Genomic DNA, 13,119 nt, shown 5'->3' on the forward strand with positions numbered 1-13,119 from the left:
ACAAAGCTTTCGATGAAAAAACGATATATTCTCGTTTGTAATCAACGAATTACTGTCATTCCCGCGCAGGCGGGAATCCACTGGGCACGAGATGAAAGTAATCTGCCAGAATCATTCTGCCCCTCATTTTCTGCGTCGTTCTTCCTCAAAAGTCACTGGATCCCCGCCTTCGCGGGGATGACAGAAGGAAGCGGGATGACAGGAAGGAGCGGGATAACAGGAAGGAGCGGTTACCCACCCTCCTAAGTTTTTTTGACCTCTAAGATGTGATCAATAGACAGGCTTTCACGGGGATCTTGGTGATTTGTAGAGGATGAAGGGGGTTTGAATATAATGCAGGGATCCTGAGCCGGATCCCTGTTCAATGGGGCAAGACGGCATGATTCATCCGTCTTCGCTTACGACAAACGTTCAGCCAGATAGGCTTCGTAATCCGGGATCTCAATCTGGACTTCCTGATCCATCATGCTGGATTCGATCATGAAGTTCGCGCTGGCACGGTTGGTGGCAACCGGGATATTCCATACTGCGGCAATCCGTAGCAGGGCTTTGACATCCGGGTCGTGCGGCACGGCATTAAGTGGGTCCCAGAAGAAAATCATCATGTCGATTTTACCTTCGCAAATCAGAGCACCCAGTTGCTGATCACCCCCCATAGGGCCACTGAGCAGGCAGTTCACAGGCAGGCCGGTTTGTTTGGCGAGCAGGTGTCCCGTTGTCCCGGTGGCATACAGGGTATGGTGGGCCAGTTTGCTTTTGTGCTCGTCAACCCATCGCTGAAGGTGGCTTTTACAGTTATCGTGGGCGACAAGAGCAATGTGTTTACGAGCCTGCATTTGGCGGGTTGTTGCTTGCATGGGTTACTCCGTTAACTCAGTAAAAACGTCGTTTAAATAGATACTAAGCGCGCTGTCATTAACTTGTCCAGAGAATATCCGCGACAGGGAGGGCAGCGTCGCAGAAGCTGCCCTTTTACCGGGGGGCTATTGCACGGCACCGATTTGCCATGCATGGCGCATGACCTCGCAGATCATCGTTGTCTAATCATGATGATGAGAGATCAGCTGATCAAAGCGTTCATGACCATGAAGGCTTTCGAAATCATTTTCGTCACGTGCCAGCTCGATCAAGAAAGCACTGCCCTGAATGGCTCGTTCAAGATCAGAGATTGCCTGCTCTTCCGCACCCAGACAGGCATAAGCACAGGCGCGTTGGTAAAGTGCATTGGCGTTGGTTCCGTCGACTTCCAGAACTCGGTTACAGATACTCAGTGCCCAGTGGAATTCACGAATTTCCATGGCGGCATCGGCTTTGTGGGTCAATGCTTCCAGATCGCCCGGGCGCAGTTTCAGAATTTCATCATAGACTTCCATTTGCTGTTCAGCCGTTTGTGAACTTTGCGCCCGGAGCCAGAGATTGTGGACTTCGTTGATGATTTCAATCTCTTTGTTATTTTGCGCGATAATCCGGGTTTTCCGTTTCAGATCCCGTTCCAGCATCTGGAATTTCTTTTCATATTGTTCGGTAATTTCCTGGAGCTGCTGGTCGGCCATTTTCTTGGTATTGACTTTGATTTCTTTCAGCGACTGCCAGCCCACCAGTGCGATCAGCGAAGCTGCACCGGCGATCAGGTAAAAAAAGTAGGTGACGGTGACATTGGCATAGTTCAATGACTTGTCGGCAACGGCCAGTTCCCGATCGGTGAATGAGATGGTCAGGCGACGTTCCAGATCCTGCTGATCCTGACGCAGAGATTTCAGCTCATCCATGATGTACCTTTCCATCAAAGGCTTATCCAGCGCAGGTTGTTCTGAATAGGGGACTTCTTCTTCCTGCGCCATAGCCGGAAAGGCAAAGAGGAGACAGAATACAGTGGTGTACAGCAGTTTCAGCATGAGGTTTTCCTTGTCACTGAATCACAGAGTGAAAGTTGTTACAAGCATAACGGATTGAGATCGCTATCTCTAATCTGTGGCCTAAAACTAAGATATTTTCTGTGTTTTGCAGAATTTTCATGCACTCACGTTATCTGGGCGGTTTTCGGCTCGTAAAGTGAAGCTGATAGAGAGCCGGGAATGGTATACTCACGTCATACACGGGTAACAACAGGCAGAGTGTCGTGAGTCAGGATCAGGAAATTGAAGTAGAAGCGCTTGGAATTGAGGTTTCTGCACAGCCCATTGAGCTGTATAAAGTGCTGAAAATTGCCAATGCAGTGGGGGGCGGTGGTGAAGCCAAAATGGCGATCGCTGAAGGTTATGTGGCTGTGAACGGTGAGCTGGAACAGCGGAAGCGCCGAAAAGTCTATGACAGCGACGTGATTGAATTCAACGAGGAGTTCTATGTGGTGTTGTGCGATCAGCCCGTGACAGAAACTGCTCGTGAGCCGGTTGCGAAATCGAAAGCAAAAAATACCGGGAAATCGCAGCCACCTGTGCCATCTGCCCCAAAACGTCCGGCGAAGCAGGCAAAACAGAAACCAGCACACAAAGGCGGAAATCAAAAATCCAAAACCCGACCGTCGGCAACCATCGGAAAAAATTCAGATGAGCAAACCGGGCGAAAACGCCTGATGTTCTGATCGAATGGATTTTAAGTCAAAGCCGCCATCTTGTTGGCGGCTTTTGTGTATTCAGACTATTGTTTTGACCATTTCAAGATAAATTCCGCCACTTGCTCGGGTTGGTTTAAATCCAGAACCGGTAACGGATGATTGCCGTCAGGTTCACTGGTGGCCATCGCAATGATGTGTTCATCCTGTGGGTACAGTAGCGGCTTGCCATAATCCGGGCGGTGAATTTCGATTTTGGCGATCGGCTGATCACGAAATCCTTCTACCAGAATGATATCCAGCTGGCTGTGATCCAACTGCTGCAAACAGGCGTCCAGCTGAGGCTCTCTTTGCGCAGGCTCCGGATATTCAAAAAACAGAATGTGGCGGTGGGGCGTTGCCAGAAGTAACTGATCGCTCCCGGCATGGCGCAGCCGGTAGCTGTCTTTTCCCGGCGTGTCCGGCTCCACATCATGATGGCTGTGTTTGAGCAGTCCGACCCGCAATCCCTGCTGTTTCAGGAAAGGAATGATTTGTTCAATGAGGGTGGTTTTTCCTGAGCCGCTGAACCCGGCAAAGCCGATGACAGGTGCCATAGTTACTCTTTGGTCTGTTTTGGTATGGGAGCACTAAAATAACATGATAGTCATTGGCAACACAGTCACGTGTGAGAGGAAATCACGATGCACTGTGACAGATCAAACCGGAGGCACAGATGGCAGATTTATTGGTGTGGCAAGGTGATATCACGACGTTGTCCGTGGATGTCATTGTCAATGCAGCCAACAGCAGTTTACTGGGGGGCGGCGGGGTTGATGGGGCAATCCACCGTGCCGCTGGGCCACAACTTCTGGAAGAGTGCAGGCGTTTGAATGGCTGTCAAACCGGCGAGGCAAAAATCACCCCTGGCTATCAGCTGCCCGCCAGGTGGGTTATCCACACGGTCGGTCCGGTCTGGCACGGGGGCGGACAGCAGGAAGCGGCGCTGCTGGCTCACTGTTATCAAAACAGTCTGGCACTGGCCGATGAAGTTGGGGCTGTGACGATTGCTTTTCCCTGTATCAGTACTGGGGTTTATGGTTTTCCCAAGCAGCAGGCTGCACATATTGCCGTGACCACTGTCCGGCAGGTTCTGGAAAATCAGGCCACGCCGGAGAAGGTTTATTTTGTGTGTTTTGGGCAAGAGGATACGATGATTTATCAACGTTTGTTGCAGGCTGGATAAATGTATCATTCCTGCGTCAAGCAAATGAATTGACAGGTAAAGCGGTATGTGAGGTCTAAAGTTACAAGGAGAGTGATACAAGAAGAGCGATTCAAGACAATAATCAGCATGACTTTAATCAGCATGGCTTTAATTAGCATAACTTCGTTCAAAGGGTTCGAGCGGCAAAAACCATGTTGTTGATATGAGTCAGAACAGCGTCCGGATTGGCATGCCTGCACACCATTGGTTGCAGGTCTTGGAAGGAACCAGTATGCGAGTAGGCGGACATAAAAAGCATCAGGGAGAGTGCAATGTGGGCAACACTCGATTTTGAAGCGTCAGGACTTTCTGATCAGTCTTACCCGATCGAAGTCGGATATGTACTGCCTGACGGCAGTGGCCAAAGTATCTTGATTAACCCGCTGACCGCGGGGGACGTTTGGCAATACTGGGACAGCTACGCTGAGCAGCGGATCCATCAGATCCCCCGTTCCGAACTTGAGCAGCATGGGATGCAGGTCCTTGAAGTCTGCCAGCATCTGAACCGCGTGCTTGGGCAATTGGATTATGTATTTTGCGACAGCCAGTGGGATTTATTCTGGCTGGGTCGTTTATATCACGCTGCACATATGCGACCGTCTTTTATTCTGACGGAAGTTGGGCTCTGGCTACAGCAGGAAAATGGGATAGAACGTGCCTGTTTTCAGCGTGCGCTGGAAGAGTTGGGGCCGGTGAGACATCGGGCGATGCATGACGCCCGCCAGATTTATCAGGCCATCAGCAATCTGGTGAAAATTCCCGGCTGATATCCGCAGCTGGAGCCAGTGAACAACTCAGCGTACAATTTGAACTGGCTTTTTGATTTCAGTCTGTTGGGAGTACGCTGTGCCAACACCGACCATACGTATCGCTGTATTTAATGTGGCGATGTCTGACCCCGAACCCGGCCGGATGAGACAAGCGCTCGCCGAACCGGATAATGCCCGTATTTCCCGTCTGGCCGCGATGATTCAGCGCGTGCAGCCGGATATATTGCTGTTGTGCGAGTTCGATCACCCCGGAGAGGGGGGAGATGACGGCAGCCTGGCAGATTTCTGTCGTTATTATCTGGCGGAACCGCAGCATGGTCAGGTGCCTGTCGACTACCCTTATCGCTATTGCCCGCCTTCAAATACGGGCTTGCTGTGTCAGGCCGATCTCGATGGTGATGGTGAGCTAACGCTGCCGCAGGACGGGCAGGGCTTTGGTTTTCATCATGGCCATTTTAGCTTTGTTGTGTTGTCCCGTTATCCCCTCATCGAAGCAGACCTCCGAAGCTGGCAGACCTTTTTATGGCAGCAAATGCCTGAGAACCTGATGCCGGAAAATTATTACAGTGAAGCTGCAATGGGGGCGCTTCGTCTGTCGTCGAAGAATCATGTGCTGCTGCCGGTTCAGGTCGGACAGCGGCGGTTCCAGCTGCTTTGCGCTCATCCGACCCCGCCGGTATTTGACGGCCCGGAACGCAGAAATGCCCGCCGGAATCATGATGAACTGCGTCTGTTAACGGATATCATTGGGAATGAAAGTTATCTGGCCGACGATCAGGGGGGGCGAGGCGGACTGTCTGCCGATGCGCCTTTTGTGGTGCTGGGGGATCTCAATGCTGATTTACACGACGGTGAAGGCATGGTGATGGCGTTGCGTCATCTGTTGTGCCATCCTCGGATTCATCGGGCTGTCAGTGAGGGGAAACTGACACCGAAAAGTCTCGGGGGCCGTTTTTTTCGGCCGTGGAAACTGCGGCGGGGCCGAAGTTCGGAGTGGACACACCTTGGCGGCTTGCGACTGGATTATGTGTTGCCGTCTGCAGATTTTTCAGTGATGAACAGCGGTGTGTTCTGGCCGGATAAGAAAGATCCGCTTCGTAAGCTGGTGGCAGGGGAAGACGGCCGGGAACGCGCAGAGATCAGCTCGGATCACCGGCTGGTTTGGGTGGATGTACAATTGCCTGTGGTATCAGGTTGAATGAATCGACGTGGAAGATGAATCTGGATTTATTTGCTCCGGAACCTTCACAAGGGGAATGGATTGAGATCAATGGTGGTCGTCTGTATTGGGCCCCGGCATTTTTTGACCCGGCAGAATCTGATCGGTATTTTGCTGCGCTCCGTCAGTCGCTGTACTGGAAACAGGAGGCCATTACCCTCTATGGCCGACAGGTGATGCAGCCTCGGTTGCAGTCCTGGTGTGGCGACGCACAGTACCGTTATTCCGGACTGACAATGCAGCCGGAACCGTGGACACCGGAACTTTTGACCATTAAAGCGGCCTGTGAAACGGCCAGTCAAAGCCAGTTCAATTCGGTCCTTGCCAATCTGTATCGTCACGGGCAGGACAGTATGGGCTGGCATCAGGATAACGAGCCGGAGCTTGGCCCGCAGCCGGTCATCGCTTCGGTGACATTTGGAGAAAGCCGACGTTTTTTGCTGAGGCATCAACGCACGGCTGAGAAGCTCGAATTTCAGCTTGGCCATGGTTCGCTGCTGGTCATGGCCGGAAAGACCCAATCCAACTGGGCACACAGTGTGCCGAAAACGCAACAGCGCTCAGGTGAGCGGATCAACCTGACTTACCGATGGATTTTCAGCAAATAAAAAGTGTTTTCATCCGGGCTTGAAATGACACTGGACTGACGTCCGTTTGCTATCAATTTGCTATGGTTATGTCACTCATACATCAAGGGATTGTTATGAAAACGGTGCGTTGCTCTCTTATTTATCTTCTGATTGCCTTGCTGTCATTGCCGGGTTGGTCAGCCGTACAAATCTACCCGCAGCAGGAAAATGCGATTGTTCAGCAAAAGGCGTTGCCTGCCTATGCTGAGGACGCAGCCCTGATTCGGCATACCTTTGAAACCCAGCTTTACATTTTACCTGCCTTTAAGATGGGACATTATGGTTTGCGAATGTACCGTCAGACTTTAGACCCAAAATATAAATCAGCCGTCTGGGCCGACATGGCCCGTGTCGCGGATCGCCTGAATGAAGTCAGTGAAGACATTTATACGCCAGCGCAAGTTAAGGCTTATTCTGATGCGCGTGCAGCCAGGTACAGTCAGCAAGAAGGCGCGCGGAGTGAGCTTCGTTATCTGGCGACCCGAAATCATCCTGAATATTATTTTCTGGGAGTCGATTTGCTGGGTTCAATGGCACGGGCGAATGAATATGGACTGAAGCATCAAAATGATCACAAGTTGCGGGAGATTCTCCGGCGGTACGACTTTGCTCGTTATGCAACTGATCCGGAGATGATTCGGGCCTGGGCAGCGCAGCTGGCCAATCAGGTTTACTGGCTCCGTCAGCTTGGAGAGCAGGATGTGGTGGAACCCTTTATCTCGGCTTTCCGAGCGACTTATCCGGATAGTCAGGATAAACAATTGAGCGAACAGCAGTACATGAACAAAATTTATGGCATGACGCATATCCTCTTTGCGGCGTCGTCATATTATCAGTACCAGCTCAGGGAAAGTGACTTTCAGTGGATTTACGATCACTTCCGCCAACATATCGATCAGATCCTGCTGCACACGAAAGAGGATGTGATTGCCGAGGTGGGGATCAGCTTTCTGCTGGCAGGTGTGGAGCATGATCCGGTTGTTGCGAAAGCGCGTAAAGCCATTCAGGAAGCCATCGACAGAAAAGCGGGAATGGTACCATCGGTGAAAGGGGAAACGGCGCTGGTGGATGGCGAACACCGGAATACCCTGGCGATTATGCTGCTGGACTGGCGTGGTGTCCATCCAGCCCCTGTCTATCAAAGACACCCGGGGATGTTTACGAATTTACCTTACGGGCTGGTGCCGAGAAATCAGAAATAACGGCAGTGCGTGCGCTGATGTAGTGTGTTATTGTGCATATCCTGTGTTGAGGGGTTAGAAAGAGAAATGCATGGCAGACCCGCTGGTATGGGCAAAACAACTGCAGGCTATTGCGCAGGCAGGGAAAGCTTACAGTCAGGATCCCTATGATTTGGAACGGTTCGACCAGATCGCCGTGATTGCTCAGCAAATGTTTGCCGAACTCAGTGATGCGCCATTGGCAAAAATTCAGAATCTCTTCATTCCGGAAACGGGATATCCAACGCCGAAAGTTGACCTGAGGGCAGGGGTGATTCGTGAGAATCGGATACTGCTGGTGCGGGAACGGGAAGATGACCGCTGGACTTTACCGGGTGGCTGGGCAGATGTTTGCGAAACACCTTCGGAAGGGATTGTGCGTGAAGTCATGGAAGAGTCGGGTCTTGTGGTTGGCAATCCCAGGCTAGTCGCCATCAAAGACAGATCTGTGCATCCTTATCAGCCTGCGTACCCCAATCATATCTATAAGCTGTTTTTCCTCTGTGATTATATTTCCGGCGAACCGAGTGAGAATCTTGAAATTTCGAAAGTTGCTTTTTTTGAGCGCCACGCGATTCCGCCGCTTTCCCTGAGTCGGGTACTGGCAGAAGATATCGCCATGATGTTTTGTCATTGTGATGATCTTCAGTTGCCGATTCAGACAGATTAATCACACACGAACACTGATTGTTTATTTCACGTCGAAGTTAAAGGCAAAATGATGAAATTTATCTGGCTGGCGATTTTTGCTGCTGTATTGATCTGGTCGGGTATTGCACCCAAAGATACATTCACCTGGTTTCTTGAAGTCCTCCCGGCCATGATTGGGCTGGTGCTGATTCTCTGGACATACAACACGTTCCGGCTCACGCCGTTGCTTTATGGACTGATTCTGCTGCATTGCATCGTCTTAATGGTCGGTGGCCATTACACCTACGCAGAAGTGCCGTTATTCGATAACTTGTTTGGCGCCGCACGGAATAATTACGACAAAGTTGGTCACTTTTTTCAGGGCTTTGTACCAGCCATTCTGGCCCGTGAAATTCTGATCCGAAAACAGATTGTGAACGGGAGATTCTGGGTGAGCTTTGTTTCGGTCTCGATTTGTTTAGCTTTCAGCGCATTTTATGAATTGATTGAATGGTGGGTGGCCCTGGCAACCGGTGAAAACGCAGAGGCATTTCTGGGAACACAAGGGTACGTCTGGGATACACAGTCTGACATGGGCTTTGCCTTGCTCGGCGCAATCTGTGCCATCTTACTTCTTTCTCGCTGGCATAACAGCCAGCTTGCGACCATCTCTCATCAAAGGAATTGATTATGGTGACCTGTTATCTTCGCTACGTAATTGACCCGTACAAAACGAAAGAATTCGAGGAATATGCCCGGATGTGGATTCCGCTGGTAAACCAATTCGGTGGTCAGCATCATGGTTATTTCCTGCCGTCGGAAGGCGCAAGTGATATTGCGCTGGCACTGTTTTCTTTTCCGAGCCTGGCGGCATACGAAGCGTATCGCAACAATGCTAAAGATGATCCGGCATGTATCCGCGCAGTTCAATTTGCAGAAGAGACCCGTTGTTTTCTCAGTTATGAGCGCAGCTTTTTCCGTCCGGTTTTGGAAGGAAATGAATGAGCATTCGCATCGCAGCTTTATCTGACGCGACACCGATCAGCGAGTTGATTCAGCTTTCATTACGACAGCATGTTTTACCGACCATCGCACCCCAAGCCCATGAGATGCTGCTGAACTCGATGTCTGCACAGAGCATCGCGAAGTATCTGAATCAGGGGTATCGCTATCATGTCGCTGAGTCAGCGGCGGGTGACATCATTGGGGTGATTGGTATGAAGGAAAACAGCCACCTGTATCATTTATTTGTGCATGATGACCACCATGGTAAAGGGCTATCGCGTCAACTGTGGGAAACAGCGAAAGAAGTATGCATACAGCATGGAAATCCGGGCCAGTTTACGGTGAACTCTGCCTTGAATGCTGAACGGGTTTATCTGGCATTCGGCTTTCAACGGATTGACGGCATCCGTCACCGTGAAGGTATGGTGGATGTGCCGATGATGTTGCATCTGGCAGAAGTTATACGGGCTGACAAATGTGTGACGTTTTGATGTATTAAAACCAAAGAGACCAAAAGAAAATTACCGAGAGTGATGAAACAGAATTCATATTGTCATATCATGCTGGCAATTTCTATGTCGCTCACTTTTTAGAAAAAATACGACGAAAAGTGATTGAGTGAATTTGTATTTACTCCGGTTAACCTTCAATAAGGACTCTATCATGAAAAAAATGATGAAATTATCACTAATTCTGGCGTGCACTGTGTATTCTCAGGCAAGTCTGGCTGAAGCTTGTTCACAGAATTATAATGAGCTGCCAGATCTGGTGGGTCTTGATTCTTCGTCAGGTCGTATTTTTGCGTCAGTCAGGTCAAGCACGAATGAGTGTTCATGTACTCATGTCCGATTTACAAAAGAAAATACCGATACAAATACGGCTTTAAGTATTTTACTGGCGGCCAAAATGGCGAATAAGAAAGTCAGGGTCGACTTAAAAGACAAGACTGACTGTGATACAGCCTATCGAGTTTATGTTCATTGATTGATTTCTGAAGGAGCCGTTGTTTTTGAACGTCGTTTTAAAATTGCTGTGCTCTGATCGTTTTTCAGAGCACGCATCAATATAGATTTGATGGATACGAGCAGTTTCTGATTCGACATGAAAATGCGTGGTCGTTTGGGTTAAAACATTCGTGTACCTGCGTCTGGGGTGAAGACCTTCTTGAACAAATTCGAATGTATCTCCCCTCACTGCGAATGGGTCTGCAAGTGAATCAGGATATTGCGGATCGATAAACGTCATATCATGCAGCGATGCAAGACGGCTGGCCCCAAAGAATGACGTCTGATATGCGAACACACGTTTGAATACAGTTTTATAGAGTGTTGGTCTTTGTGAATATAGAGCTTCAATTAGCGACAGAACATAACCTGGATGGGTTCTTTGCTTATTTAGATAAACACCTTCGGGAAAATGGATTAGGTTCGACCCCGTTGTTTCAGCCGGTATCTGTCGAAGCGTCGAAATTGACGCCAGAGCTGGAGCAGCGTTTCAGGTTGGCAGTGCCTCGTGAGATTAATGATCTTGGCTGGCGGAAGCTGTTTGTTGCAACAAAGAGTGATGCAGTGATCGGCCATATTGATATCAGGCCGTATCCTGACCGCCATACAGAGCATCGGGTGTTGCTGGGGATGGGGGTTGACGCTGTTGTCAGAGGTCAAGGTTTAGGAACGCAACTCATTACTTTCCTTATCGATTGGGTCCGAACCCACACAGCCATTGAATATATCGATCTTTGGGTCCTTTCTGAGAATCATGCAGCGAAAGCGCTTTATCGAAAGTGTGGTTTTATCAAATGTGGTGAAATTGAAGATAAGTTCAGAATTGATGGAAAATCACATGCTTACACCATGATGTCATTAACCGTGAACCGGAAAGTCAGTGTCGCTGATGTTGCGAGATGAGGTCAGGTGAATCGTATCTTTGATATACCTTGAAACTGTTTTGTGTTGTTGCATGGTTTATGTTGCAGAACCGTGTTGATGGACAGCCAATGATTTCAAGCGGGATGCCTAAAAGTGAGTCACCAAAGAACGTTGCTATCGTTCATACTCATCATCCGGTTTTCTCAAAAGTAAGGCTATCCAATGGGTGGATTCATTGAACAAGCGCAGCAGTTCTTTGATGCGTGTGAAACAGGGAAGGGATGGGAGATTTGCCAAACATACTGTCATCCTGATGCGACATTCTCTGCACAGGCGGCAGCGCTCGCTGAGATTAAAACTCTTCAGGATTATACCGAATGGATGAAAGGCCTGTTCGGCCCGATACCTGATGGTCATTATGAATTGCGTTTCTTTGCCGAGGATAAAGCGCGAGCCTGTGTGGCGGCCTATGCTGTTTTTCATGGCACTCATACGGGTCCGGGCGGCCCGGTTGATCCAACGGGTAAAACGGTGGCGGCAGACTATGTTTACGTCATGCAATTTGAAGGCAATCTTATTCGTCATATGACAAAAATCTGGAACGATGGCTTAAGCCTTCAGCAACTGGGCTGGGCATAACTTTCTTGGGTTGTCGAATGTGGTGGCGTGCAGCCAAATCATTTCGGCCCAAAATATGTCGGACGAAAAGAATGACAGACAAAAAGAATGAAGGACAAAAAGAGTGACGGACAAAAAGAATGGCACGCTTGAATGATTGAGCGTGTCATTGGTGAACATCATGCGAATGAAACCTGAAGTCATTGTTCAGTAACCGCAGTGCTGTCTTTTTGTCTTTTATGAGGCAGGAAAAGCACAAAACAGACATTCAATCCTTCACCTGAGTGGCAGAAGCTGTCTAGATAGACAATACGCTTGAAGCATGCGCGATAATCGCGAACAAGGAGGAGCGATGCGTCACTCGATTTCAGGTCAATTTGTCTTCTGTGTATTGTTGTTTCTCTCGGTTGCTGGGTGTGCACAGTCTGCCCGAACAAAGACGCAGCCTTCAGGGCTTGAACAACAGTCGATCATCGTTGATGGATTGCAGCGCAGTTACTACGTTCACTTTCCTTCGGCTCATCAGTCAACGGCAAAGCTGCCTTTACTGCTGGTACTGCATGGCGGCGGACGGGGAGATGGCCTGACACCTGCCCGGTATCTGGGGTTTACAGCACTGGCAGACCGTGAGCATTTCATCGTGGTGTATCCCAATGGTGTGGATGCCTACTGGCGTGATGGCAGAGATCTGACATTCCGTGGTGATGTTGACGGTCGTGTGGATGACGTTCAATTCATGTCAAAGCTGATTGATACTTTTGTTAATGAGAAACACGTCGATCCGGCACGTGTTTATGTCACCGGGATCTCCAACGGTGGCATGATGACGTTGCGGCTGGGGTGTGAACTCAGCCATAAACTGGCAGCCATTGCCCCGATTGCGGCCAATATTCCTGAGCGAATTTACAAAACATGCCAGCCAGCGACACCGCTTCCCGTGCTTGTGATGAATGGTACAGCGGATCCCCTGGTGCCTTATGATGGGGGAGCGGTTCATTTTTTCCGGAATCCGCGGGGGAAGGTCGTTTCGACGGAAGAAACGATGGCGCTTTGGCGGCAACAGAATCAGTGTCGCGGTATTCCTGAAAACCAAAATTTACCGGATCGTGATTCCGATGATAACTCACGGGTGATTCGAACAACTTATGGACATTCTTGCCCGGTGGTGCTCTATAGCATCCTCGGGGGTGGACACACCTTACCAGGCAGTGACTTGCCCGATCTTCCCCGGCTTTTAGGGCAGAAAAATGAAGATATTGACGGCGCTGCCGTGATCTGGGCATTTTTTGAAAAGCATTCGCGATAATCTATTTTGAAGTTTATTGCGAGATGGGGGCGGGTTTGAATTTGGGTTGGTTTGAAT

18 protein-coding genes are annotated in these 13,119 nt (G+C 49.6%); 15 read left to right on the forward strand and 3 right to left on the reverse strand.

The window, feature by feature from the left end:
• A partial coding sequence (locus EA58_RS21955; protein WP_235199543.1) for a hypothetical protein occupies positions 1–246 on the forward strand: 246 nt, incomplete at its 5' end.
• A 152-nt stretch (positions 247–398) separates the two neighbouring features.
• On the opposite strand, the gene EA58_RS03255 is transcribed toward EA58_RS21955, so the two are convergent.
• Both EA58_RS03255 and EA58_RS03260 read right to left on the reverse strand, forming a co-directional pair.
• Entirely contained in the window at positions 399–857 is a 459-nt protein-coding gene (locus EA58_RS03255; RefSeq protein WP_036748912.1) for a methylglyoxal synthase, read from the reverse strand.
• Positions 858–1,040: 183 nt separating this feature from the next.
• Positions 1,041–1,895, reverse strand: a complete 855-nt coding sequence (locus EA58_RS03260) for a TPR end-of-group domain-containing protein (RefSeq protein ID WP_036748914.1) — start codon at positions 1,893–1,895, stop codon at positions 1,041–1,043.
• Between the two features lie 224 nt (positions 1,896–2,119).
• Between EA58_RS03260 and EA58_RS03265 the strand changes: the two genes are divergently transcribed.
• Entirely contained in the window at positions 2,120–2,581 is a 462-nt protein-coding gene (locus EA58_RS03265) for an RNA-binding S4 domain-containing protein (RefSeq protein WP_036748916.1), read from the forward strand.
• A 56-nt stretch (positions 2,582–2,637) separates the two neighbouring features.
• Here EA58_RS03265 and mobB read toward each other — a convergent pair whose 3' ends face one another.
• On the reverse strand, positions 2,638–3,147 hold the full coding sequence (gene mobB / locus EA58_RS03270; protein WP_036748918.1) for a molybdopterin-guanine dinucleotide biosynthesis protein B: 510 nt from the start codon (positions 3,145–3,147) through the stop codon (positions 2,638–2,640).
• A gap of 119 nt (positions 3,148–3,266) precedes the next feature.
• On the opposite strand from mobB, the gene EA58_RS03275 reads away from it, so the two are divergent.
• The 13 genes from EA58_RS03275 to EA58_RS03335 all read left to right on the forward strand — a co-directional run bounded on the left by EA58_RS03275 (position 3,267) and on the right by EA58_RS03335 (position 13,062).
• Positions 3,267–3,776 (forward strand): O-acetyl-ADP-ribose deacetylase, encoded by a 510-nt coding sequence (locus EA58_RS03275; RefSeq protein WP_036748920.1) that lies wholly within the window; start codon positions 3,267–3,269, stop codon positions 3,774–3,776.
• A gap of 293 nt (positions 3,777–4,069) precedes the next feature.
• Positions 4,070–4,564, forward strand: coding sequence for a hypothetical protein (locus EA58_RS03280; protein ID WP_036748922.1), 495 nt, complete (start codon positions 4,070–4,072; stop codon positions 4,562–4,564).
• A 121-nt stretch (positions 4,565–4,685) separates the two neighbouring features.
• On the forward strand, positions 4,686–5,765 hold the full coding sequence (locus EA58_RS03285) for an endonuclease/exonuclease/phosphatase family protein (RefSeq protein WP_051641888.1): 1,080 nt from the start codon (positions 4,686–4,688) through the stop codon (positions 5,763–5,765).
• A gap of 17 nt (positions 5,766–5,782) precedes the next feature.
• Positions 5,783–6,394, forward strand: a complete 612-nt coding sequence (locus EA58_RS03290; RefSeq protein ID WP_036748925.1) for an alpha-ketoglutarate-dependent dioxygenase AlkB family protein — start codon at positions 5,783–5,785, stop codon at positions 6,392–6,394.
• A 95-nt stretch (positions 6,395–6,489) separates the two neighbouring features.
• Positions 6,490–7,617: a DUF3541 domain-containing protein gene (locus EA58_RS03295; protein WP_152547922.1), complete on the forward strand. Its 1,128-nt coding sequence runs from the start codon at positions 6,490–6,492 to the stop codon at positions 7,615–7,617.
• A 70-nt stretch (positions 7,618–7,687) separates the two neighbouring features.
• Complete coding sequence (locus EA58_RS03300) at positions 7,688–8,305, forward strand: NUDIX hydrolase (protein ID WP_036748929.1); 618 nt, start codon at positions 7,688–7,690, stop codon at positions 8,303–8,305.
• A gap of 51 nt (positions 8,306–8,356) precedes the next feature.
• Positions 8,357–8,953, forward strand: a complete 597-nt coding sequence (locus tag EA58_RS03305) for a DUF2238 domain-containing protein (RefSeq protein ID WP_036749129.1) — start codon at positions 8,357–8,359, stop codon at positions 8,951–8,953.
• A 2-nt stretch (positions 8,954–8,955) separates the two neighbouring features.
• Complete coding sequence (locus tag EA58_RS03310) at positions 8,956–9,270, forward strand: NIPSNAP family protein (protein ID WP_036748931.1); 315 nt, start codon at positions 8,956–8,958, stop codon at positions 9,268–9,270.
• Entirely contained in the window at positions 9,267–9,761 is a 495-nt protein-coding gene (locus tag EA58_RS03315) for a GNAT family N-acetyltransferase (protein WP_051641871.1), read from the forward strand. The genes EA58_RS03310 and EA58_RS03315 overlap by 4 nt, the downstream gene beginning before the upstream one ends.
• Positions 9,762–9,933: 172 nt before the next feature.
• The gene (locus EA58_RS03320; RefSeq protein WP_036748932.1) at positions 9,934–10,254 is read left to right on the forward strand and encodes a hypothetical protein; all 321 of its coding nucleotides are present in this window, start codon (positions 9,934–9,936) and stop codon (positions 10,252–10,254) included.
• A gap of 353 nt (positions 10,255–10,607) precedes the next feature.
• Positions 10,608–11,177, forward strand: a complete 570-nt coding sequence (locus EA58_RS03325) for a GNAT family N-acetyltransferase (protein ID WP_200872149.1) — start codon at positions 10,608–10,610, stop codon at positions 11,175–11,177.
• A gap of 183 nt (positions 11,178–11,360) precedes the next feature.
• The gene (locus EA58_RS03330) at positions 11,361–11,777 is read left to right on the forward strand and encodes an ester cyclase (protein ID WP_036748933.1); all 417 of its coding nucleotides are present in this window, start codon (positions 11,361–11,363) and stop codon (positions 11,775–11,777) included.
• 331 nt (positions 11,778–12,108) lie between these two features.
• A complete protein-coding gene (locus EA58_RS03335; RefSeq protein WP_051641872.1) occupies positions 12,109–13,062 on the forward strand; it encodes a CE1 family esterase in 954 nt (317 codons plus the stop codon).
• Positions 13,063–13,119: the final 57 nt, after the last annotated feature.

The organism is Photobacterium galatheae, from assembly GCF_000695255.1.
GTDB lineage: Bacteria > Pseudomonadota > Gammaproteobacteria > Enterobacterales > Vibrionaceae > Photobacterium > Photobacterium galatheae.